Source organism: Janthinobacterium sp. SUN118, from assembly GCF_030397695.1.
Taxonomy (GTDB): Bacteria; Pseudomonadota; Gammaproteobacteria; order Burkholderiales; family Burkholderiaceae_D; genus Janthinobacterium.
In genome coordinates, this window is the sequence record NZ_JAPUBV010000001.1 from 2,277,930 (window position 1) to 2,300,128 (window position 22,199).

General features: G+C 59.8%; 20 protein-coding genes, 1 tRNA gene and 2 pseudogenes. 13 read left to right on the forward strand and 10 right to left on the reverse strand.

Going from position 1 to position 22,199, the window contains the following annotated elements:
- Nucleotides 1-24: 24 nt before the first annotated feature.
- Nucleotides 25-1,119 carry a chorismate synthase gene (gene aroC / locus O0880_RS10265; protein ID WP_289886312.1) on the forward strand — a complete coding sequence of 365 codons (1,095 nt, stop codon included), beginning with the start codon at nt 25-27 and terminating at the stop codon, nt 1,117-1,119.
- 257 nt (nt 1,120-1,376) lie between these two features.
- On the opposite strand, the gene O0880_RS10270 is transcribed toward aroC, so the two are convergent.
- Nucleotides 1,377-2,873, reverse strand: a complete 1,497-nt coding sequence (locus O0880_RS10270; protein ID WP_071323311.1) for an HDOD domain-containing protein — start codon at nt 2,871-2,873, stop codon at nt 1,377-1,379.
- Nucleotides 2,870-4,609, reverse strand: coding sequence for an EAL domain-containing protein (locus O0880_RS10275; RefSeq protein WP_289886313.1), 1,740 nt, complete (start codon nt 4,607-4,609; stop codon nt 2,870-2,872). The genes O0880_RS10270 and O0880_RS10275 overlap by 4 nt, the downstream gene beginning before the upstream one ends.
- A gap of 371 nt (nt 4,610-4,980) precedes the next feature.
- On the opposite strand from O0880_RS10275, the gene O0880_RS10280 reads away from it, so the two are divergent.
- The 4 genes from O0880_RS10280 (at nt 4,981) to O0880_RS10295 (ending at nt 8,392) form a co-directional block, all read left to right on the forward strand.
- Nucleotides 4,981-6,663, forward strand: a complete 1,683-nt coding sequence (locus tag O0880_RS10280) for an isovaleryl-CoA dehydrogenase (protein ID WP_289886314.1) — start codon at nt 4,981-4,983, stop codon at nt 6,661-6,663.
- 190 nt (nt 6,664-6,853) lie between these two features.
- Nucleotides 6,854-7,504: a uracil phosphoribosyltransferase gene (gene upp / locus O0880_RS10285; RefSeq protein ID WP_046682928.1), complete on the forward strand. Its 651-nt coding sequence runs from the start codon at nt 6,854-6,856 to the stop codon at nt 7,502-7,504.
- A gap of 22 nt (nt 7,505-7,526) precedes the next feature.
- Nucleotides 7,527-7,889, forward strand: a complete 363-nt coding sequence (locus tag O0880_RS10290) for an Hpt domain-containing protein (protein ID WP_071323314.1) — start codon at nt 7,527-7,529, stop codon at nt 7,887-7,889.
- 299 nt (nt 7,890-8,188) lie between these two features.
- Nucleotides 8,189-8,392 carry a cold-shock protein gene (locus O0880_RS10295; RefSeq protein ID WP_010398811.1) on the forward strand — a complete coding sequence of 68 codons (204 nt, stop codon included), beginning with the start codon at nt 8,189-8,191 and terminating at the stop codon, nt 8,390-8,392.
- A 471-nt stretch (nt 8,393-8,863) separates the two neighbouring features.
- Here the strand turns inward: O0880_RS10295 and O0880_RS10300 are convergent, their stop codons facing one another.
- Nucleotides 8,864-9,775, reverse strand: a complete 912-nt coding sequence (locus O0880_RS10300; RefSeq protein WP_071323315.1) for a LysR family transcriptional regulator — start codon at nt 9,773-9,775, stop codon at nt 8,864-8,866.
- Nucleotides 9,776-9,991: 216 nt separating this feature from the next.
- Between O0880_RS10300 and aceB the strand changes: the two genes are divergently transcribed.
- On the forward strand, nt 9,992-11,590 hold the full coding sequence (gene aceB / locus O0880_RS10305) for a malate synthase A (RefSeq protein WP_071323316.1): 1,599 nt from the start codon (nt 9,992-9,994) through the stop codon (nt 11,588-11,590).
- A gap of 123 nt (nt 11,591-11,713) precedes the next feature.
- Here aceB and gloB read toward each other — a convergent pair whose 3' ends face one another.
- Nucleotides 11,714-12,523 (reverse strand): hydroxyacylglutathione hydrolase, encoded by an 810-nt coding sequence (gene gloB, locus O0880_RS10310; protein WP_289886322.1) that lies wholly within the window; start codon nt 12,521-12,523, stop codon nt 11,714-11,716.
- Between the two features lie 19 nt (nt 12,524-12,542).
- Between gloB and O0880_RS10315 the strand changes: the two genes are divergently transcribed.
- The 4 genes from O0880_RS10315 to O0880_RS10330 all read left to right on the forward strand — a co-directional run bounded on the left by O0880_RS10315 (nt 12,543) and on the right by O0880_RS10330 (nt 14,823).
- Nucleotides 12,543-13,319: a class I SAM-dependent methyltransferase gene (locus O0880_RS10315; protein WP_071323318.1), complete on the forward strand. Its 777-nt coding sequence runs from the start codon at nt 12,543-12,545 to the stop codon at nt 13,317-13,319.
- On the forward strand, nt 13,312-13,749 hold the full coding sequence (gene rnhA / locus O0880_RS10320) for a ribonuclease HI (RefSeq protein ID WP_071323319.1): 438 nt from the start codon (nt 13,312-13,314) through the stop codon (nt 13,747-13,749). The genes O0880_RS10315 and rnhA overlap by 8 nt, the downstream gene beginning before the upstream one ends.
- 201 nt (nt 13,750-13,950) lie before the next feature.
- Complete coding sequence (dnaQ, locus tag O0880_RS10325; RefSeq protein ID WP_289886325.1) at nt 13,951-14,667, forward strand: DNA polymerase III subunit epsilon; 717 nt, start codon at nt 13,951-13,953, stop codon at nt 14,665-14,667.
- An 81-nt stretch (nt 14,668-14,748) separates the two neighbouring features.
- A tRNA-Val gene (locus tag O0880_RS10330) sits at nt 14,749-14,823 on the forward strand.
- A gap of 358 nt (nt 14,824-15,181) precedes the next feature.
- Here O0880_RS10330 and O0880_RS10335 read toward each other — a convergent pair.
- Together O0880_RS10335 and O0880_RS10340 are read right to left on the reverse strand one after the other, a co-directional pair.
- Nucleotides 15,182-15,888, reverse strand: a pseudogene (locus O0880_RS10335) (transposase); the annotation flags it as partial.
- A gap of 235 nt (nt 15,889-16,123) precedes the next feature.
- Entirely contained in the window at nt 16,124-16,675 is a 552-nt protein-coding gene (locus O0880_RS10340; protein WP_289886327.1) for a hypothetical protein, read from the reverse strand.
- 299 nt (nt 16,676-16,974) lie between these two features.
- Between O0880_RS10340 and O0880_RS10345 the strand changes: the two genes are divergently transcribed.
- The 3 genes from O0880_RS10345 (at nt 16,975) to O0880_RS28105 (ending at nt 18,277) form a co-directional block, all read left to right on the forward strand.
- Complete coding sequence (locus O0880_RS10345) at nt 16,975-17,289, forward strand: hypothetical protein (RefSeq protein ID WP_289886329.1); 315 nt, start codon at nt 16,975-16,977, stop codon at nt 17,287-17,289.
- Between the two features lie 92 nt (nt 17,290-17,381).
- Nucleotides 17,382-17,846 carry a hypothetical protein gene (locus tag O0880_RS10350; protein WP_289886331.1) on the forward strand — a complete coding sequence of 155 codons (465 nt, stop codon included), beginning with the start codon at nt 17,382-17,384 and terminating at the stop codon, nt 17,844-17,846.
- A 68-nt stretch (nt 17,847-17,914) separates the two neighbouring features.
- Nucleotides 17,915-18,277: a hypothetical protein gene (locus tag O0880_RS28105; protein ID WP_354669882.1), complete on the forward strand. Its 363-nt coding sequence runs from the start codon at nt 17,915-17,917 to the stop codon at nt 18,275-18,277.
- 122 nt (nt 18,278-18,399) lie between these two features.
- On the opposite strand, the pseudogene O0880_RS10355 reads toward O0880_RS28105, so the two are convergent.
- The 4 genes and pseudogenes from O0880_RS10355 to O0880_RS10370 form a co-directional block, all read right to left on the reverse strand.
- Nucleotides 18,400-18,540, reverse strand: a pseudogene (locus O0880_RS10355) (IS6 family transposase); the annotation flags it as partial.
- Between the two features lie 369 nt (nt 18,541-18,909).
- On the reverse strand, nt 18,910-19,605 hold the full coding sequence (locus O0880_RS10360; RefSeq protein ID WP_289886333.1) for a hypothetical protein: 696 nt from the start codon (nt 19,603-19,605) through the stop codon (nt 18,910-18,912).
- Nucleotides 19,606-19,860: 255 nt separating this feature from the next.
- Entirely contained in the window at nt 19,861-20,229 is a 369-nt protein-coding gene (locus tag O0880_RS10365) for a hypothetical protein (protein ID WP_289886334.1), read from the reverse strand.
- Nucleotides 20,230-20,866: 637 nt separating this feature from the next.
- On the reverse strand, nt 20,867-22,090 hold the full coding sequence (locus O0880_RS10370; protein WP_289886335.1) for an FAD-dependent monooxygenase: 1,224 nt from the start codon (nt 22,088-22,090) through the stop codon (nt 20,867-20,869).
- Nucleotides 22,091-22,199 lie beyond the last annotated feature (109 nt).

The following is a 22,199-nucleotide window of genomic DNA, read 5'->3' on the forward strand; positions in this document are numbered from 1 at the left end:
TTCCAGTCCTCACATCTCCCTACTATGTCCGGCAACTCTTTTGGCAAGCTGTTTACTGTTACCACTTTCGGCGAATCGCATGGCCCGGCCATCGGTTGCGTGATCGACGGCTGTCCGCCGGGCCTGGTCCTGTCGGAAGCCGATATCCAGCCCGAGCTGGACCGCCGCAAACCGGGCACTTCGCGCCACGTGACGCAGCGCCAGGAATCGGATACGGTGGAAATCCTCTCCGGCGTGTACCAGGGCGTGACGACGGGCACGCCCATCGCGCTGCTGATCCGCAATGAAGACCAGCGTAGCAAGGATTACGGCAATATCGCGGAAAGCTTCCGTCCCGGCCACGCCGACTACACCTACTGGCATAAATACGGCGTGCGCGACCCGCGCGGCGGCGGACGCTCGTCGGCGCGCCTGACGGCGCCCGTCGTGGGCGCGGCGGCGATCGCCAAGAAATGGCTGCTGCAGCAGTACGGCACCACGTTCAAGGGCTGCATGAGCCAGCTGGGCGACATTGCCGTGCCGTTCCAGTCGTGGGAACACGTGCATGCGAACCCCTTCTTTGCCGCCAGCGCCGACGCGGACCTGATCGCGCGCATGGAAGACGCCATGGACCAGCTGCGCCGCGACGGCGATTCGATCGGCGCGCGCATCGACGTGATCGCGCAAAACGTGCCCGTCGGCCTGGGCCAGCCCATCTACGACAAGCTCGATGCCGACATCGCCTACGCCATGATGGGCATCAATGCCGTCAAGGGCGTGGAAATCGGCGCCGGCTTCGATTCGGCGGCGCAAAAGGGCTCGGAACACGGCGATGAACTGACGCCCGAAGGTTTCATCGGCAATAACGCCGGCGGCGTGCTCGGCGGTATCTCGACGGGGCAGGATATCAGCGTGTCGATCGCCATCAAGCCGACGTCGTCGATCCGCACGCCGCGCCGCTCGATCGACAAGGAAGGCAATCCCGTGATGGTGGAAACGTTCGGCCGCCACGACCCCTGCGTGGGCATCCGCGCCACGCCGATCGCCGAAGCCATGCTGGCACTGGTGCTGATCGACCACGCGCTGATGCACCGCGCGCAGTGCGGCGATGTGTCTGTTTCTACGCCGAAGTTGAAGTAAGTGACGGTTGTCGGATCGCGGGCCTGCGGCCCTGATCCGACCTACGACCAGATCCGACCTACGACCTTGATGGTTGCTTTCTCGTTTAAGAACGACGCTTGCGACACCTGACAAAACCGTAGCGAGCGGAAGGGAGAGGTGGCTGAGAAGCGCAACCGTATTTGAGTACGGTGAGCATCGCAGCCATGCAGGTCGGCTTAGCGCGTAGGTCGGATTAGCGCCTGCGCGTAATCCGACACCATTGTCGGCGTTTCCTGTCACGCCACCTTATTCGCCACCAGCTCGAGTTGGTGGCGCATCTCCACCGACTGCACCAGCAACGCCCGGATATCGTTGATCAGGTTGAATTCCGTCTGGTTCAGCTGGATCGGCGGGAAGCTGTCGTCCCAGTCGCCGTACAGGAATCCCGTCGGGTGGCCATTGGCCGACAGCGGCAGCACGACGAAGCTGCGCGCTTCCGACAGCGTGGCCTTCCACCATTGCGGCAGCTTGGCGGCGAATTTCGGGTCGCGCGCATTGTCGATGAAGATCACGCGGTCGCTATTGAGGGCCGCGTGGAAGACGTTCGGTTCATACGTGTCGCCAAACACCATCAAATCCTGCAGGTCGGCCATGCCTTCGCCCATGCTGATGCGCGCCGAATACAAGTGGTCCTTGTGGTTGCGCACGAACGCCACCGAGCGCGAAAAATCAAAGCCCTGGTGCAGCGTTTCCAGCGCCATCGAGACCATTTGCCCGGGGCTGGCGCTGCCGATGGCGCCGCGCAGGTCGGCCAGGCCGCTGATCAGCACGCGGTTGCCCTCGGCGCGCATGCGCGTCGATGCCAGCTGGCGCGCGCGCCGTTCGGCCGGCTTCGACAGTGGCGCGATCGACAGGTCGGCCGCCGCCATCATCTTGGCCTTGTCCACCGCCACGCCCAGGTCGTTGGCGGCGATGCCCAGGGTGCCCGCATAATTGTCGATCAGCGCGTGCACCTGGGCCGCGCCGGCCGCATCGTCATGCCACAGCGAGTCGGCACAGCGCGCCGCCATCGTCGACAGGCCCGCCATCCAGTCGGCGCCGCTGACGGGGGAGTTGTCGGGCGACGGATCCATCGGGCGCATGCCGTTGATCAGGTGCTGCGGCAAGCCCCAGTGGGCGGCCGTGGCATAGCCCACTTCCGGCAGCGACAGGCCGAGGATCTCGCGCGCGGCGGCCGCCTCGTTGCCGGGCCCGGCGTGCGCCTGCATGCGGGCCCAGAAGTCCGTCATGTAGAACGTCACCATCATGCGGCCCAGGGTGTGCAGCATCGAGCAGACGACGGCCTGTTCGGCCTGCAGGCTGCCGGCGCTGGTGGCCACCTGCTGCGCCACCATGCCGGCCAGCACGGCCTTTTCCATTTCCACGTGGGCGCTGACGGAGTCCGGCGAGGCCTGCGACAGTTCCTCGATCAGTTTCAGGCCCAGCGCCAGGTGGCCGATGGCGTCGATGCCGAGCACCAGTACGGCTTTCGACACCGTGTTGACCCGCTGGCCGAAGGCCGAATACATGCCGCTGTTGGCCAGGCGCAGCACCTTGTGCGTGAGGACAGGGTCCGACAGCACCGTTTGCGTGATGTCGAATTCGTGGTCATCCTCGCCGCGCATGGCGCCGAGGATGGCGCTGATGGCCTTGGCGAAGCCGGGCATGTCGCCCTGCTGGCGCGTGCGCGCCCACAGCAGTTCCAGGGTGTTTTTGCCGAGCTGGGTCGGCGCCGTGAAATGGCCAGGGTTCATTGCACACCTCCGCGCAGCTCATTGGCAGACGGCGTGGGCACCAGCGCCGCATAGGTTTTGTCGCTCAAGGCCGATAGCGCCGCGTGGGCCGGCATCGGTTTGCCCGTCAGGTAGCCTTGCACATAATGGCAGCCGCGCGATTCCATGAAGTGCATCTGCTCCTCCGTTTCCACGCCCTCGGCCACCACGGACAAATTCAAATGCTTGGCCAGGTCGAGAATCGTGTTGCAGATGGCCGCATCCTTGCTCGATTCGGGCAAGTCCTTGATGAAGGTGCGGTCGATCTTCAGCACGGAAATGGGGAAGCGCTTCAGGTAGGCCAGCGAGGAATAGCCGGTGCCGAAATCGTCGATGGCGATGCGCGCGCGGCGCTCCGTCATCTTGCCGAGGATGGTTTCCGCGTGCACGGGATCGATCATCAGCGTGCCTTCCGTGATTTCCAGCACCAGGTGTTCGCCGGAGAGGCCCGAAAAGGCGATGGCGTCGTCCAGCACGTCGAGGAATTTGTCGTTGCGGAACTGGCGCGGACTGATATTGACGGAGATGTACAGCGCCCGCCTGGCCACTTCCTGGAACTGCTTGAGCTGCACGCAGGCCGCCTTCAGGGCCCAGGCGCCCAGCAGGTTGATCAGGCCATTCGCCTCGGCGATGGGGATGAAGCGCACGGGCGGCACCAGGCCCAGGGTGGGGTGCTTCCAGCGCATCAGGGTTTCAAAGCCCTGGATCTGGCGCGTGTGGGCGTCGACGATGGGCTGGTAGAAGAGCAGGAATTCGCCTTCGCGCACGGCATGGAACATGGCCGCTTCCAGCGAGATATCGTGTTCCGACGGGCCGTTCAGGCGCGGGCTGTAGACCAGACAGCGGGCCTTGCCCGTTTCCTTGGCGCGCGACATGGCCGCATCGGCCAGCGCCACCAGCCGCACTTCGTCTTCCGCGTGCAGCGGATAGATCGCCACGCCGACGGATGCGCCAATGTAAATCGTGTGGCCATCGACCTCGAACGGCGCCTGCAGGGTGGCCAGCAGGCGGCCCGTCACCAGCTTGATCTGCGCATCGGTGGCGCTGCCGGGCAGCACGGCGACGAATTCATCGCCGCCCACGCGCGCCAGGGTGTCGCTGTCGCGCAGGGTCTTGCGCAGGCGCGCGGCGGCCAGGCGCAGCACGGCGTCGCCGACCGGATGGCCGAGGCCATCGTTGACCTTCTTGAAGCCATCGAGGCCGATGGTGGCGACGGAAAAGCCCTGTCCCGAGCGCGCGGCCTGGGCGATCACCATGCGGATGCGGTCCGACAGCAGCAGGCGGTTCGGCAAGCCGGTCAGGGCATCGTGCGTGGCCATGTGGCGCAGCCGTTCTTCCGTGCTGTGCTGGGCCGAGGTGTCGCGCCCGACCACCAGCAATTCGGCGACGCCGGCCGCGTTCATGTAGGAAGACAGGCGCAGTTCGAACCAGATTTCCTGGTCCGGCGTTTGCAGCCGCACTTCCAGGCGCCCCGGTTCGGCCAGGGCGTCTTCCAGCGCCGCTTGCAGCGCGGCGCGCGACGCTTCGGCCGCCAGCGGCAGCAGCAAATGGCCGCCCAGGCCATTGGCCGCGCCGAACAGGGTGGCCGCGCGTTTGCTGGCGAACAGGATCAGGCCGTCCGCATCGAGCCGGAACACGACGTCGCCTGCCTCTTCCATGAGGTTGTCCAACTCGTGGCGAGCCTCGCGGTGGGCGGCGGATGGGGTACTGGAAAACATCGTGCTGGCTTTTACCTTCTTTATCAGTGCCGGCTTCCGGCGCATTGCCGGGAGCCAACGGGAGTAGTGCGTAGGGCAGCTTGCCGCAATAGCAGGCTAGAGTGACTATGGGAACGCGATCCACACGAAATGTATCATTGAAAAGCACCCGAATACATGAAATAGAGCAACATTGCTTCAGGTTTTATAAATAATCCTGTCTTCCCTGAAAAAAATCAGGAAGCTTTTTGCGTGGCCCCGTTTCACCCCTCATCGCACCGCTGCGGCGCGCTTGCCCCGCCCGCGCGTTTGCGCTAGTCTGGCTGGCAGACGGATGCACGGTGCGCCAGCGGCGGCGAGGGCGCCATGATAACAAATCGCGGGAGACAGCCATGAATGCCTTTGACACGCATGAAGTTTTCAACCAGGCGACGCCGTTCGAGAACGTCAACCTGTTCGCCTGCGATCCGGCGCTGATCGAGGCGCTGCTGCGCGAGGGCGGCGGCGCGGCGCTGCAGGAACTCGATGCGCTGGGCGAAAGGCTGGGCCGCGCCGAGACGATCGCGCTGGCGCGCCTGGCGAATATCCATACGCCGGAACTGCAGCAGTTCGACCGCGCCGGGCGCCGCATCGACGAAGTGCTGTTCCACCCGGCCTGGCATGAGCTGATGGCCATCCTCGTCGGCGCCGGCGCGCATGCCTCGCCATGGGCCGCGCCCGGTCCGGGCGCCCAGGTGGCGCGCGCGACCGCCTATCTATTAGTGGGGCAGCTGGAAAACGGCACGCAATGTCCGGTGACGATGACGTATGCCTCGGTGCCGGCCCTGCGCCAGGCCCTTGATCTGCCGCAAATTGCCGAGCGCTGGCTGCCGAAGATATTGTCGCGCCACTACGACCCCCGTTCCTTGCCCGTGGAGCAGAAGCGCGGCGCCCTGGTCGGCATGGGCATGACGGAAAAGCAGGGCGGCTCCGACGTGCGCAGCAACACGACGCGGGCCACGCGCGTGCCGCCGGCCGAGGCGCGCACCCTGTTTGGCGGGCAGGCGGACGGCGCCTGGCGCATCGTCGGCCATAAATGGTTTTTTTCGGCGCCGCAAAGCGATGCCCATCTGATCCTGGCGCAGGCGGACGAGGAGGGGCTGTCGTGCTTTTTCCTGCCCCGCTTCCTGCCCGACGGCAGCCGCAACGCCATCCGCGTGCAGCGCCTGAAGGACAAGCTGGGCAACCGCTCGAATGCGTCGTCGGAAGTGGAGTTCGCCAACGCCTACGGCTGGCTGGTGGGCCAGCCGGGGCGGGGGATTCCGACGATACTGGAAATGGCCAGCCACACGCGCCTCGATTGCGTGCTGGGCAGCACCGGCATCATGCGCGCCGCCTTGAGCCAGGCGCTGCACCATGCGCGCCAGCGGGCCGCATTCGGCAAGCCGCTCGTCGAGCAGCCGCTGATGCAGAACGTGCTGGCCGACCTGGCGCTGGAATCGGAAGCGGCCACCGCGTTCGCGCTGCGCCTGGCGCGTTGCTTCGATGAAAAGGACGATCCGCAGCAAGCGATGCTGGCGCGCGTGCTGACGCCGGCCGGCAAGTACTGGATCTGCAAGCGCGGCCCCGGCTTCGGCGCGGAAGCCATGGAAGTGCTGGGCGGCACCGGCTACGTGGAGGACGCGCCGCTGGCGCGCCTGTACCGCGAGCTGCCCGTCAACTCGATCTGGGAAGGTTCGGGCAACGTCATGTGTCTCGATGTCTTGCGCGCGTTCGGCAAGTCGCCGGCCGCGCGCGATGCCCTGGCGGCCGAGCTGGCGCTGGCCGGCGATGACGATGCCACGTTCGCCGGCTACCGCGCGCGCCTGCTGGCCGACCTGGACGGGGCGCAAACGGATGAATTTGGCGCCAGGCGGCTGGCCGAGCGCATCGTGCTGGCCGTGCAGGGCGGCTTGCTACTGCGCCATGCACCGCCATGCGTCGCGCAAGCTTTCCTGAACTCGCGTCTGGCGCAGGCGCCGGGCGGCGCGTATGGCCGCTTGCCGGTCGGCACCGATTGCGCAGCCATCCTGGCGCGCGCGCTGCGCGAGTATTGAGGAGGGCGGGGCAGGACGCCGCGCTGGCCCCGCGCGGCGCGGAAAGCGGATTTTTGTATGCAATGTCGAAAATTCCGGCCACAGGCGGGCTGTGGGCTGGGATAATGCTGGAATCCATCATTTTATCGACGCACAGCGCGTTTGCGGCCATGCATGCCGCCGCGCCAGAGAGTAGAGAAAGAAAAATAACATGAAACAAGATCCACGCTTCCCCAATCTGTTCATTACCGACCATCCCTTGATCCAGCACAAGCTGAGTCACATGCGCGAGCACGACACGTCGACGCGCACCTTCCGCGAGTTGCTCAAGGAAATCACCTTGCTGATGGGTTATGAAATTACGCGCGACTTGCCGCTGACGACGCGCGAAATCAAGACGCCGCTGGTGACCATCGACGCGCCCGTCATTGCGGGCAAGAAACTGGCCATCGTGCCCATCCTGCGCGCCGGCATCGGCATGAGCGATGGCCTGTTGAACCTGGTGCCGTCGGCGCGCGTGGGCCACATCGGCGTGTACCGCGACCCGGCCACCCACATGCCCGTGGAATACCTGGTGCGCCTGCCGGACTTGAACGAGCGCACCTTCATCCTGTGCGATCCGATGGTGGCGACCGGCAATTCGGCCGTGTACGCCGTCGACGTGCTGAAGAAACGCGGCGTGACCGACGAGCAGATCATCTTCCTGGCGCTGGTGGCCGCACCGGAAGGCGTCACCGTGTTCCAGAACGCGCACCCGAACGTCAAGATGTTCTGCGCCGCGCTCGATTCGCACCTCGACGACCACGCCTACATCGTGCCGGGCCTGGGCGACGCCGGCGACCGTATCTTCGGTACCAAGTAAGCGTTTTCAGGCGAGTATCGCGATGGCAACCTTGATCGACCCGGATTTTCGCGCCCGTTTGCGCGCCTTGAACGACAAATATGCGGCTGGCGTGCCAGCCCTGATGCAAACGATTGCCCAAGCGCAAGCACGTTGCGATGGCGAGGGGCCGCGCCTGGAGCCGCTGACGGAGCTGCACCGTGCGCTGCACGCGGTGGCCGGCTCGGCCGCCACCTTCGGTTTCGCCGCGCTGGGCCAGGAATGCCGGCGTATCGAGCAGCTGGTGCGCGTGCTGCTCAACGAGCCGGGGCCGGTGCTGACCGAGTGGCCGGTGCTGAGCGCGCAGGTGGGGGCGCTGTTGCGCTGGGCGGAGCGCGATGCGGCCGCCACCCACTTCACTGCCTGAACGACCGCGTCATAGTGGGTGTGGTTGCAATGATTCATTTGATACAACGCAAAGCCCCCGCGTCGTAGATTAGGATATAGTGTGTCCATGCCGCTGGTACAGGGCGCCGCAAGACGGGGATTTGGCTATCAAAGTAGTGTTCGCAAGTTTATTTTGCGAAAGAATGGTTTTTCTCAGTTTTGTTGGTATAATTGGGCATCGTTGGATTCGAGGTAGTAGTGCAGTTTGTCTGTCATTTCTTTCTTGCTTCAAACGATATAACGGGCGCAAGCCCAACTTAACTGAAATAGGAAATTGTAATGGCAACTGGCATCGTAAAATGGTTCAATGATTCGAAGGGTTTCGGCTTTATTACCCCTGACGAAGGCGGCGAAGATCTGTTCGCTCACTTCTCGGCTATCCAGTCGAACGGCTTCAAGTCCCTGCAAGAGAACCAACGCGTTTCTTTTGAAGTGACCGCTGGCCCTAAAGGCAAGCAAGCTTCGAACATTCAGCCAATCTAATACGCTGGATCAAACGAAATAAAGAAATCCTCGGTCTCCGAGGATTTTTTTTTCGCCTGAATTTCCGTAAGGCATGGCTTTTGCGTGTTTTGCGCGGACATTTTGCCCGTGCGCAGTCATTTGTCGGGCGGCTGCGGTGCAGCGTCGGGCGGGCAGGTCGGCCTGGCGCTTATGCGTATGCCTGTCTGCCCGCATTTCCCTGTCGTCACTGGGCTGGGAGGCGTCGCTTAGGCTGCGCCATGCCGACCTGCGCCGCTGCTTGTTGCCGCTTTGCCTCATTGCTGGCGGGCAGGCCTGCCTGGTCAGCGCAAGCCTCTAAGTCGAGCTCTACGGCTTTTCCCGCTGACGTCTCGGCGCCGGACAAAGCCGTCGCGAGCGGAAGGCAGTGGGGGCGAGAAGCGCAGCCTTAGTAAAGATAGGTGAGCATCGCCGCCGCCTATGCCGATGCGCAGCAGGTTTGGTCTCGCATCCTCAGAAAGCCGGTTCGCGCCAGTAATCGGCTTGCGAGTACGCATGCCGCAAAAAATCCACGAATGCCCGTATGCGCAGCGGCAAATGGCGGCGCTGGGCAAACACGGCGTAAATGTCGTTGCCCGGCGCGGCGAACTGGTCCAGTACCGTCACCAGCTGGCCAGAAGCGATCTCGGCACCCACTTCCCACATCGAGCGCCACGCCAGTCCCTTGCCCGCCAGCGCCCAGTCGTGCAGCACTTCGCCATCGTTGCACACCATGTTGCCCGCCACCTTTAAAATCACATTCTTGCCGTTTTCGCGGAAGGTCCAGCCGCGCTGGCTGCCTTCGCTGCTGATCGCCAGGCAATTGTGTTTCGCCAGGTCGGCCGGGATGCGCGGCGTGCCCGCCCGTTTCAGGTAGGCGGGCGAGCCGACCAGCACGCGCTGGTTGTCGGCCAGCTTGGTGCTCACGAGCGAGGAATCGGACAGGCTGGCGATGCGGATGGCCACGTCGATGCCTTCGCCGATCAGGTCGACGAGGCGGTCGTTCAGGTTCAGCGATACCGTCACGTCGCGGTGCTCGGCCACGAACGAGGGGATCAGCGGCGCCACGTGCTGGCGGCCGAAGCCGGCCGGCGCGGAAATGAGCAGATGGCCGCTGGCTTTCACGCTGCGCTCGGCCACGGCCGCTTCCGCCTCTTGCAGCTCTCCGAGGATGCGCTGGCAATCCTCGAGGAAGGCGGCACCTTCATTCGTCAGCGCCAGCTTGCGCGTCGTGCGCTGCAGCAATTTGACGCCCAGACGCTGTTCCAGGGCATCGAGGCGGCGCCCTATCATGGCCGGGGCGATGCCTTCCGCGCGCGCGGCGGCCGACAGGCTGCCCTTGGCGACGACTTCCACGAACGTCGATATTTGTCTGAACTGGCCCATGCTGTGTTCTCGTTATGTCGTCACTTGTGATAAAAACGCATAGATGAAGTGATTTTTAATCTCGTTTCCATGCCTTATAGTGCAATACTATAGAACAAAAGCGCCGCCCGGCAGAGTGTTTTCGCGTCTCTGTCCAGCTTGCCCGCACAGTCGTTCGGCTTATACTTGGATCACCAGATTACCTTTGCTTATATTTACTAAAAACCGGAGAACTTCATGACGCAGAGCACAATCCCCCTTCCCGAAGGCATGCAAATCACGGGCGCCATCGCCCCCGGCTACGAACAGATCCTGACGCCCGATGCGCTGGCGCTGGTGGCCAAGCTGACGCGCGCGTTCGAGCCGCGTCGCCAGGAATTGCTGGCCGTGCGCGTGGAGCGCGCCAAGCGTCTCGATGCGGGCGAGCGTCCTGATTTCCTGCCAGAAACCGCACACATCCGCGACGGCGACTGGAAGATTGCGCCGATCCCGAAGGCGCTGGAATGCCGCCGTGTGGAAATCACCGGTCCCGTCGAGCGCAAGATGGTCATCAACGCGTTCAATTCCGGCGCCGACAGCTACATGACGGACTTCGAGGATTCGAACACGCCGAACTGGGACAACCAGCTGACGGGCCAGATCAATATGTTTGACGCCGTGCGCAAGACGATTTCGCTCGAGCAAAATGGCAAGTCGTACAAGCTGAACGACAAGATAGCCACCCTGGTCGTGCGTCCGCGCGGCTGGCACCTCGATGAAAAACACGTGCTGGTCGACGGCAAGCGCATTTCGGGCGGCATCTTCGATTTCGCCCTGTTCATGTTCCATAACGCCAAGGAACAACTGGCGCGCGGTGCCGGCCCGTATTTCTACCTGCCGAAAATGGAATCGCACCTGGAGGCACGCCTGTGGAACGACATCTTCGTCATGACGCAAAATGAGCTGGGCTTGCCGCAAGGCACGATCAAGGCCACCGTGCTGATCGAAACCATCCTCGCCGCCTTCGAAATGGATGAAATCCTGTACGAACTGAAGGAGCACAGCTCGGGCCTGAACGCGGGCCGCTGGGATTACATCTTCTCGTGCATCAAGAAATTCAAGCTGGACAAGGATTTCTGCCTGGCCGACCGCGCCAAGGTCACCATGACGGCGCCGTTCATGCGCGCCTACGCCTTGCTGCTGCTGAAAACCTGCCACAAGCGCGGCGCACCGGCCATCGGCGGCATGGCGGCCTTGATTCCGATCAAGAATGATCCGGAAAAGAACGACATCGCCATGGGCGGCGTGCGCAACGACAAGGCACGCGATGCCACCGACGGCTACGACGGCGGCTGGGTCGCCCATCCTGGCCTGGTGGAACTGGCCATGGGCGAGTTCACGAAAGTGCTGGGCGACAAGCCGAACCAGATCGAGAAACAGCGTCCCGACATCGACGTCAAGGCGTCGGACTTGCTGAATTTCCAGCCGGAAGCGCCGATCACGGAAGCGGGCTTGCGCTACAACATCAACGTGGGCATCCACTACCTGGGGAGCTGGCTGGCCGGCAATGGTTGCGTGCCTATCCACAATCTGATGGAAGACGCGGCCACGGCCGAGATCAGCCGCTCGCAAGTGTGGCAGTGGATCCGTTCGAGCAAGGGCGTGCTGGAAGATGGCCGCAAGGTGACGGCCGAGATGGTGCGCGCCATGATTCCGGAAGAGCTGGCGAAGGTGCAGCGCGATGCGCCAGGCGGCGACGGCCCGACTTACGTGCGCGCCGGCCAGATTTTCGAGGAAATGTCGACGTCGGAGTCGTTTGCTGAATTCCTGACCTTGCCGCTGTACGAAGAAATCTGATCCTGATCAAGAGCTATGTAAAAAAATCCCGGCAGATGCTTTTGGCGCTGCCGGGATTTTTGTATTGATGTCTGCGCGCCTGACAAGACCGTCGCGACGTGCGGCAGGTTTGCTCAGGTGTCCTCAGAAATTATTCTTCCACATGCGCAGCGCGGCAAACGCTTCCACGGGCGAGGCGTCGGCGGCCAGCTTGCCTTCCACCTTCAGGCTGGTCAGGATGGCCGGTTCGCGGTAGCGCAGGAAGGGGTTCGTCGCTTTCTCCAATGCAATGGTCGACGGCACGGTGGCCAGGCCTTGCTGGCGCTTTTCCGTGTCGATGGCGACGCGCTCCTGCAGGGCCAGGTTGCCCGGTTCGACGGCGCTGGCGAAGCGCAGATTGGACAAGGTGTACTCATGCGCGCAAAATACCTCGGTATCGTCGGGCAGGGCGGCCAACTTGCCCAGCGAATCGGCCATCTGGCCCGGCGTGCCTTCGAACAGGCGGCCGCAGCCGCCGGCAAACAGCGTGTCGCCGGAAAACAGCCATGGCGCGCCACCGCGCTCGTCGCGCTGGCGCACATAGGCGATATGGCCCTTGGTGTGACCGGGCACGTCGATGACCGTCAGCTGCAAGCCCAGCTCGGGCACATAGGCGACATCGCCTTCGGCAAGCGGTTCCGTGATGGCTGTGATAGCCTCATTGCGTGGGCCGAAGACGGGCACGGCGAAATGCTGCAACAATTCAGGTACGCCGCCCGTGTGGTCGGCATGGTGGTGCGTGAGTAAAATGGCGGACAGGGTCAACTGATGGGTTTTAAGCGCATCGAGGATGACCATCGCATCGCCGGGGTCGACGACGGCGGCATGGCGGCCGTCATGGATCAGCCACAGGTAGTTGTCGGCAAAGGCGGGCACGGCAAGTACCGATAAAGCGTGTTCAGGGGAATGGGTCATGAGTCAAAGAGAAAACTGAATGGACAGTGTGGCATCCGAAAAATCCATTATAGCGCTTGACGGCTGGCTGCAGACGCCGGCCGGTCTGTACGTGCGTGCCTGGGAGCAGCAATGCCTCGACAGCCTGACGGTCGACATCTTCGGTTTTAACGCGGTGCAGATCGGCTTACCCCAGCTCGACGCGCTGGCCGCCAGCCGCATGCCGAACAAATGGCTACTCGATTCGCGCCTGCCGTCGCGCCCGCCGCAAGAGAGCCGTTTGACCCTGGTGGCCGCTTTCGACGAGTTGCCGTTCGACTCGCAAAGCCTGGACCTGGTGGTGCTGCCGCACGTGCTCGAGTTTGCCGCCGAGCCGCACCAGGTTCTGCGCGAAGTCGAGCGCGTGCTGATACCGGAAGGGCGCGTGATCGTCTGCGGCTTCAATCCGGCCAGCCTGTGGGGCGCGCGCCAGGGCTTGAGCCGCGTGACGGGCCGCCATTACCTGCCGCAGGCGGGCGAGTTGATCTCTATGCCGCGCATGAAAGACTGGTTAAAATTGCTGAACATGGGCGTCAGCCAAAGCCATTTCGGCTGCTACGCGCCCGCCTGCAAGACGGAAAAATGGCTGCGCCGCAACGCCTTTATGGACAAGGCCGGTGCGCGCTGGTGGCCATATCTGGGCGCAGTGTATATAGTGCAGGCGATCAAGCGCGTCAAAGGGATGCGTTTGATCGGTCCGGCGTGGACCAAGAAACCGGCGACGGCGCCCGCAGGCGCACCGGTCACGAATAAAAGGCGGGAACAGCAAGATGGATAAGGTAGAAATTTACGCCGATGGCGCATGCAAGGGCAATCCCGGTACGGGCGGCTGGGGCGCGCTGATGGTCGCCGATGGCGCCAAGAAAGAAATTTACGGCGGGGAACTGAATACGACGAATAACCGCATGGAATTGAAGGCCGTGATCGAAGCCTTGACGGCGCTCAAACGCCCGTGCCAGGTCGTGATGTATACCGATAGCCAGTATGTCCAGAAGGGTATCAGCGAATGGATCCACGGCTGGAAGGCGCGCGGCTGGAAAACCGCGGCCAAGGCGCCCGTGAAAAACGTCGACCTGTGGCAGGCGCTGGACACGGCCCAGGCCGTCCACGAAGTCGAATGGCGCTGGGTGCGTGGCCACAATGGCCATCCGGGCAATGAGCGGGCCGATGCGCTGGCCAACCTGGGCGTGGAAACCGTGCGCGCCTGAGAACGTCTTGCCAAGCCTGCTGCGCGTCGCGCTTTGCGGCCTGTGATGCTGACCGTAGCTGCGTACGGTTGTGCTTCTCGACCACAAATCATTGCCGCTTGCGACGGTGTGTAGGACGTTCAAGCACACTGTGGTTCGATTACGATACGCAGGTTTGTTATACTGTGCGCTTCGCTTTTTGCTTTTAAGACTGAATCCCCCATGCGTCAAATTGTTCTCGATACTGAAACCACCGGCCTGAACCCACGTACGGGTGACCGCATCCTGGAGATCGGGGGGGTCGAGATGAACAATCGCATGTTGACGGGGAATAATTTCCACCACTACATCAATCCCGAGCGCGATTCGGAAGAGGGTGCGCTGGCCGTCCACGGCTTGACGACCGAATTTCTGAGCGACAAACCGAAATTTGCGGAAATCGCCGAGGAATTCCGTGCCTATATCGCCGGCGCCGAACTGATCATCCATAACGCGCCGTTCGATATCGGCTTCCTCAACGCCGAATTCAAGCGCCTGAACCTGCCGCCCGTGCATGAACAAGTGCATGGCGTGATCGATACCCTGGTGCAGGCGAAGGAAATGCATCCGGGCAAGCGCAATTCGCTCGACGCCCTGTGCGACCGCTACGGCGTCTCGAACGCCCACCGCAAGCTGCACGGCGCGCTGCTCGACTCGGAATTGCTGGCCGACGTCTACCTGGCCATGACGCGCGGGCAAAACAGCCTCAGCATGGAAGAGGAAGTGGAAGTGGCGGCCGACGGCGCCGCCCTGGAAATCGTGCCTCTGGCCGAAGTCATCTTCCAGAGCGCCAGCGCCGACGAACTGGCCGCCCACGAAGCCACCATCGCCGGCCTGGACAAGGCCGCGAAAGGCCAGTGCATCTGGACCGCCGTCATGGCGCCGCCAGCGGCCGCCTGACAAAAATGCGGAGCGCGACAAATTTCCTGCCGCCAGCCCTTGCAGATGCCGCAACACCTATGCGATAATTCGCCTCGCTTCGGGAGGTTAGCTCAGGGGTAGAGCACTGCATTCACACTGCAGGGGTCGCAAGTTCGAAACTTGCACTTCCCACCAAAATTTTCGTTTGTATTCAATGACTTGGGATTTCGCATTCTATCAAAATACAAACTTGGGGCAAACTTGGGGCAATGGGATTTTTCTCCCACCGCCTAGCCTCAACAATACGGCCGCTTTCTGCGGCCGTTTTCATGTCAAGCTGCCTTAGAACGCCTTACATTCCTCTTACTAGCTTTCTCAACAACGGCCTCGTACACTGCGCTATTCTGATTGCCCTCTATCGGCCTATTGCGTTGAAAAACTCTTGGTCAAGACTCGTCACAATGCAATAAATGTACAGGAAAATTGTACGTAGTGAAGGATGCGTTTGAGGTGGGCAAATAGCATCTCGACCTTTTTCCGATCTCTAGAAGATGAAATCGGTACGGCTGAACGTGCCGTCGCGATGCTCGGATTTATCCCATGCAGGAACGTGCGGGGCGATCTTCTTTTCATCGACCAGCCATCCCAACATTGCAGCCACACCGTAATTCGTATCGCCCACCAATCGCTGCGGCTTGATAGCGAATTTTTCCTCAACCCGGTTGATCATCGTTTTGGTCGCTTCGACCTCGGCGAGCTTGTTCACGGCTGATGCCTCGACATCGACAATCATTCCCGCTTTCAAATCGATCAGGTAATTTGTTGAGTAAGCAAAAATAGCCGGCCTGCAGCGGCAGTCCAGGTTGCAGACGGATCCGTCAGCGAGATTCTTTTGGGCAGCACTGGATTAGCTTGCTCCAGAGCTGCCAGATATTCTCGCACCGGTCGACTTGCCTGCTCAGGGTCACCCCAATCGATAGCGGAATCGCCTGAACGGGAACGTTGCCGCTGGGCGTCAGCCTTGATCATGCTGGCGTTGCTTGCAAACCCTTCGCCCTGTACCAGGCCTGCTGCGATGCAACGTCGAAGAACCGCATCGAATAGCTGGCGAAATGCATCGTGATCGCGAAAGCGGCCGTGTCTATTTTTGGAAAAACTTGAGTCATCCGGCACCTTATCCTGCAGACCCAACCGGCGGAACTAACGGTAAGCCAGATTCATGCCGATTTCTTCGCACAGCCTTCGCTCAGAACGTATGCCATCGAGCGCGGAATCGTTTTGTATTGTCGCGCTTGCGGTAGCCATGCTTATGCAACCGATGGAACGATCATCGCTGACGACTCATCTTCTAGCAAAGGTGCGCGGCCTGCTCCGTCTTCGCGGTGTCAAATGCGCTAACCCCTAGCTATACAACGTTCGCTTCGAGTCTGGCGCGGACACTACTATAGTTCCGCAATCGAGCAGAAGCAGTCGTTGTTGTGTATCGCTGTCAGTCCTATTTATCGTGCATTAAGCAGTATCCATCATTCTGAAGTTTGCAGCGGACTCCTGGGTTAGATCGTAACAGCTCATATTCAGCGTAGGAACGTTTCAGCTGTCGCAAAACAGCAATCACCTGGGGATCAGTGCTTTTGGACAGGTCATCCAATTTTCCCCAAGCTACTAACTTAGGGGAAATACCAACAAAGACCATGGAAAACGGCGCCAATTTGTACTCAGGGAAATAACTGGTCACGCAACCAGTGCCGTTTTTCTCGCATTTGTAACTTGATGCCACCTGACCGGTTGGCTCGCTAATTTCGTAATGCCGCAACGTATAAGTCGCTCCCTCTACGTCAAATATTCTTGACGCAAGAACACTTGACCGACCCAACACCTTATCGACCTCAGAAATTGTGAGTCCTTTCCCTTTCTTGTCGAGCGTCGCAACGTCGCTCTCCCATACGGGAACAGAGACACATCCTGTAAGCATAACCAAAAGAGTGACAATAGTGAGTTTGGAAACAAGACGCATAGATTTTAGGGGGAATATTTTTAATGTAACCACTTTCCGAGACGATCATGGTTTTTTATCACGTTGGATATAAACAATGATAGCATTTCCCCTTCGCAAGTTTTCGATATCTGATGACTATAATGCGTTGCACCGATGACCTGGCAAGCGAGCCATGCGCCGCAGACGGTACTCGCCTAATGGCCGTGGCGATATATTCTTCTGCTTTGGGAGGGAATCTGTCGCACATGAACACCGGCAACCGGCCAGAAGCAGTCATTGGAGAGATAATGGATTGGGAACCGATTTCAGAGACAGAATGATGGGATAAGATCATAAGTGCGGAAGGCCGAATGGGTCCTCAGGTACTCCGCCTGTGGGAAGCCTTCAAAATTCCTCCTGAGAAGTGGGCCCAGCAAACCTATGGCACAGTTGGCGGCGGCTTTTGGGTTGTGGCGGTCATCGGCAGCAGGGTAATCTGGTTCAACGATATCGAAGTTGGTTTTAACTGTTCTTCATATGTAGTCGCCGGTAAGCTTTCCGAGTATTTTTGCAACCAAGATGAACTTGAGATAGCCGTTCAAAATATGCTAGCGATCATCGAGGCCGGCAGAGATTCAATCGCGCGACGCTCCGTCCCGATCCCAAGGGAATGGAAGTCTAGATAAGTCTAGTATCAAAGGTCCGGTCTGGAGCGGAACCTACCAACAGCGGCAATCGGCCAAGAGCAGCCACTCGATATACATATGCGATGAAGCCCATGGATAATTTGCAAATAAGGGAATTAGTAAAGAAGTTGGACACAACAAGCGCACTCGACCAAGAGGCAGCTTGGACGCTGTTGCGCCCCCTGGGTATAGACGTTGTGCCGTTCTTGGCTGATGCCTTTGACAGTACAAAAAAAGCGCAAGGCCGCGTTGCTCTCGTCTTTCATGCGATTCGTTTTGCACGCATTTCACAGACTGCATTCGAACTGGGTATTCGGGCTCTTAAAGACAAAGCGACCCTAGTTCGCTATCGAGCATGTGGTATCTGTGCATACTCCTTGCGTGCTGATGCGATTCCTCATCTTAATGAATTGCTAAAACACGCCGATGTGAAGACTGTAGAGGACGCAATTGCTGCGATAGACGCTATAAAGCGAAGGAACCATCACTACTTCATCGACCGTAGTCATTCGGGCAGTTCATTTTGGACCGTTAACCCGGAAGACTCCGCTTTGTGATGATGACGTTGCTTACGGCCAGGAGCGGTCTTTTGCAGAGCGGCGGAAACGGCGATGGTGACTAAACAATGAAGAGATTTGAGATTGAAGGTCCACTGCGTGGAGAAGGGCTAATCGTCCGGCAAGCTGGCGGCATGCATCGCTACGGTCACGTAATCCTGTCAGTCGAACCGGCGCAAACGGCGCTTTCATTCGCACGGGAAGTCTCGTCTACAAGGATCCCTGAGGAATTTAAGGCAGCGGTTTACAGAGGCATCGAGGCACAATTCCAGCCTCACGCAAGGTTTGGTACATACAGCACGGAAGGTCTCCTGATTCGGATAGTAGATGGGTCATCACATGCCATCGATTCGAACGAAGGAAGCTTTGAAATTGCGGCATCGTTGGCTTTGTTGAGAGCACTGGACCAACTGGCTCAGGGCTGGACATAACAACCGAGATCTCGGGTATCTGAAATGGCGTCAACGTCATAGGTTGCCGCGTCGGGACCGCTAAAGGTTCTGTCGCGTTGTTGATCAGAGGGCAAAGTTATCCCTGCATGGCACTTCTCCCCTCAAACTGGACGGACTTTTCCTGCCCGCGCATAAAATTGGTCGGCGAACGGCATCTTTACTGTGCGATCCATTGCGAACTGACCCTTGCGGAACATGTGCATGAGCTCGATGCCCGCGAGCACATTACCGGCGCATCGGAACGACGCCCACACGCGTGGGACGAGCGTGGCAGCGAAACCACCGGCCATGCGACTTGCCAAGTCGAAGCCGGCACCCGACCAAACCTCAGCTTTCCTGGGCGCGTTCGTACAGGAACCCGCCGAAGTTCAAGCAGCTTTTGCTTCAGCGCGGCGTTTGTCGCTGCAGGGCAAGGGGGATAGACAAGTCAAACCCGATCTCCTCGTTGGATCAGGCAGCTACGAGATCGCACACCCGAAGTGTGGCAGAACACCCAGGCTCCTAACACGATCCATCGGCTTTCATCTTTCAAGAACCAAGGATCAGGAAAGTCAAAGCTACTGGCGGCGATTCAATGGCACCGTTCGCTTCCGCCCCAAAGCGGACACAGCTCAACATTTTGCGCCGGCTTTTTCGCCACCGCCGAGACTTTTCAGCAATGCGGCTCGATTTTCGAAAAATCGCATATTTTTCATTGTAGCGATGCCCCCACAGCGGGTACAGGTGCAGGTCTTCGTTTGCGTAAATGTGTTTTCCTCGCTAAGTGCCTGGCACATTTCGCAGCGCCAGATCCACGGAAATCTTTCAGGTAGAGATACAGAACAGAGGAAAACGAATTGCTGAGCGACTGTCTGGATGCACTCATCGGGTTTATTTAGGTCAAGCGCTCCGTTAAATTTTATGCAGTCGGTTTGAGCTTTTGCTGGATCGAGGTCGTTTACGAGATCCAGCCAGATCCAGTGGATATAAGGTTCATTGTAGTCATCAGAAATTGTTAGCATTTCTTGCACGCATTCCCAAGGCATAAGTAGGCCTTGTAGCATCTTTTGGCAAATGCTACTAGAGTAAGTACATAGAGCGCTGTACCAGTCGCTCGGCAGTTCCAATCTTAGTTCGTTTATGGATGACTGAAATAATCGTTCAACTTGATCCGAATCGACGTAGTCGTCCCAGCGGCACACAGCGAGTTCCCAAATGCTAGGTGCATCACAACCGCCTTCCAGTAACTCATTTGCCCAATCGACGTAGTCGAGCGTCTTTATCCAGGATCCATCGATCCTCTTAAAAGCAAGTTCTGTGAAATCCAAGTGTTTCCTTGCAAGGCTTCGGTTTTAGAATAGAACGCGTATGACCGCCTCTGGCCGGTAGCGGCACCAGAGCATAGCCGATTGCCAATCAGAAAATTTCACACATTATCACGCTGCTACGAATGGCCGTTTCGGGCCGATTAGCTATGATCGAAAGTCGCCCCGAAGCGAACTGGGAGACATATCGTCTACTTATCTCAATAGCGCGTAACGTCTGTATTCAGTCGTGCCGAAGGCGGCGGCGGAACACTATGTTCAGCCGTTAGCATATCCAAATTCCTCGAATGGTAGTTCGATTGGAGAAAGTAGATAGGAAATACCATCTTCGGATTGCTTGACGTGCCAGACAGCGATCCCAACTGGAGGAACCCGTAATGCTAACGGAAACGCGAACGGCGGAACCCAGAGCAATTCGACGTCGCCGTCGCCGGCCCAGCCTATTTCAAGAAAGGATGTCTTGGCTTGTTCAATGTAAGGCGCAGCCTTGGCTGCAGATCCAAGCACAAATTCGGGTTTCAAGGCGAACTGACGGTTGTCGATATATTCGTAACCGTACGCGTGGAAATCCTTCATTGCTTCGGGCAGATAATTAACAATCTGTCCTATTGGAATCGTGTAGCCCATATTTTTCTTGAAGTAGTGATAGCCGAACAATGAGGTGATGGACTTTAGCACACCTTAAAAGTGAGGGGGAAATGCACGTCGGAGATCTTGCGCCGTAAAATCTAAGGTCTGCTTCTCCCCGTCTAACCACTCAGTTCACGTCAGTCAGCTTTTGGCCGGTTACCGTCGTTGGCGGGTGCCGCCTGCGGATTCAATCTATCAACGCAACACCTTAACTTAAATGCATCATTGCAGAGTGGAAATGATGCGAAAGAAAAACCGAATCAATGGCGCTGTGCCCAGAGGAACCCGAGATTGCCGTCGCAAAGCATTTTGCCGCGGGAGTGTTAATGCAGGAACCCGCCGAAGCTCACGGGGGCTGGTGCTAGCGCACGGCAGGAGTCTCAGCAGGGCAGGGGAGATAGACAGGCCAGACCTGATCTCGTCGTTAGATGAGGCAACTACGAGAATGCGCACCAGGTGCCTAACAGGACACGCAGGCTATAACACGATCCATCGGGTTTTCATCTTTCAAGAAGTATGGATCAGGAGAGCCTAAGCTACTGATGGCGATTCAGTCCGAAAATGCCCGGTTCGCTCGGTAGTGAGGCGTCTCGCGGCCGGAGACGCCCTGCGGTGTCTACATCGGCACAGTCTTTCAGAGGCGGTACAGACTGCCGGAGCCAACGCTGTCCACCGGCGTGCCGTCCGTGCAGCCGGCCATCGGCAAACCCTGCGCCCATCCGGCTGCCAAGGCATGCACGTCACGCAAGGGATCGGACGCCTTGGCGCGCTCATTGCGAATGCGGCAGGTTTCAGGATCAGTGGCAAACAGACCCCGCGCGAAAACGCGACCCTGCTCGGCCAGCTTCGCGGTCTTCGGCCCGCGGATCTCCGCGAAGCGCAGCAAGGCTGCATCGAGGCAGCCGTCCGTCCCAACCAGGCACCGCGCCAGATGCCAGGCGTCTTCCAGCGCCTGACAGGCGCCCTGGCCAGATGTCGGCAACGGCGCATGCGCCGCATCCCCCACGAGCAGCACATTGGCCCGGCTCCACGTGCGCAGCGGCTCCAAGTCGTGCACGGCAATCAGTCGGATGGCATGCGCCGGTGTCGCCTGGATGATGCGGGTGACAGGCTCCGGCCATCCCGCGAGCAGATCCTCAATCTCCTTTCGCATATCCGCTGCGGGCGCAGCCCCCGGCAATGGCCGTGCCTGCGCCGCCGCCCAGTAGACCAAATCCGGCCGGACCGCCACGCAACCGAAGCGATCACCCGAACCCCAAAAATCCTGAATCGCGATATCGTCCACCAGTGCACTCTCCGCCTGCGCCACACCCACCCAGTTTACAAAGCCCTGATAAACTGGGGTGTTGTCCCCCGCGACGAACGCGCGCGCCACCGAGTCCATGCGGCCATCGGCGCCGATCAGCAGATCCGGACGAATGCTTACCCCGTTTTCGAACCGCGCCACGGCTTTGCCGCTAGCATCGAGGTCGATCGCCACCGCCTGATGCCCGAACTCTACCGGGATCCCGGCCTGTGCTGCATGATCCAACAGTATCGCCTGCAAGTCCCGGCGCAAAATCGTATGGGTCGGATGTCCCATAATCTGGTCTAGCAGCGCAATATCGATGCCCCCCAAAGAATTGCCCGCGGCATCCTGGCGGTGCATGGCCACTGGCCGGCCTCCCACTGCAGCGATGTCTTGCAGCAGCCCCAGTTCCTCTAGCACAAAGCCGGCGTTGGGCCAGAGCGTAACGCCAGCCCCCATCGTCGCAGGCCCCGCCCGGCGCTCATATACGCGGGGACTGTACCCCCGCTTGCTCAAGGCAAGCGCCACGCTCAACCCTGCAATGCCGCCGCCAAGTATTCCGATTTCCATGCTGAAGCTCTCCTATTCAATCCGTCCCGACGCGCCGCCGGCGGCGATCCATCGGACGAGACGGCATCTTAGATTCCGCCACTGTGGAACACTAGTATGTGAAAATGGG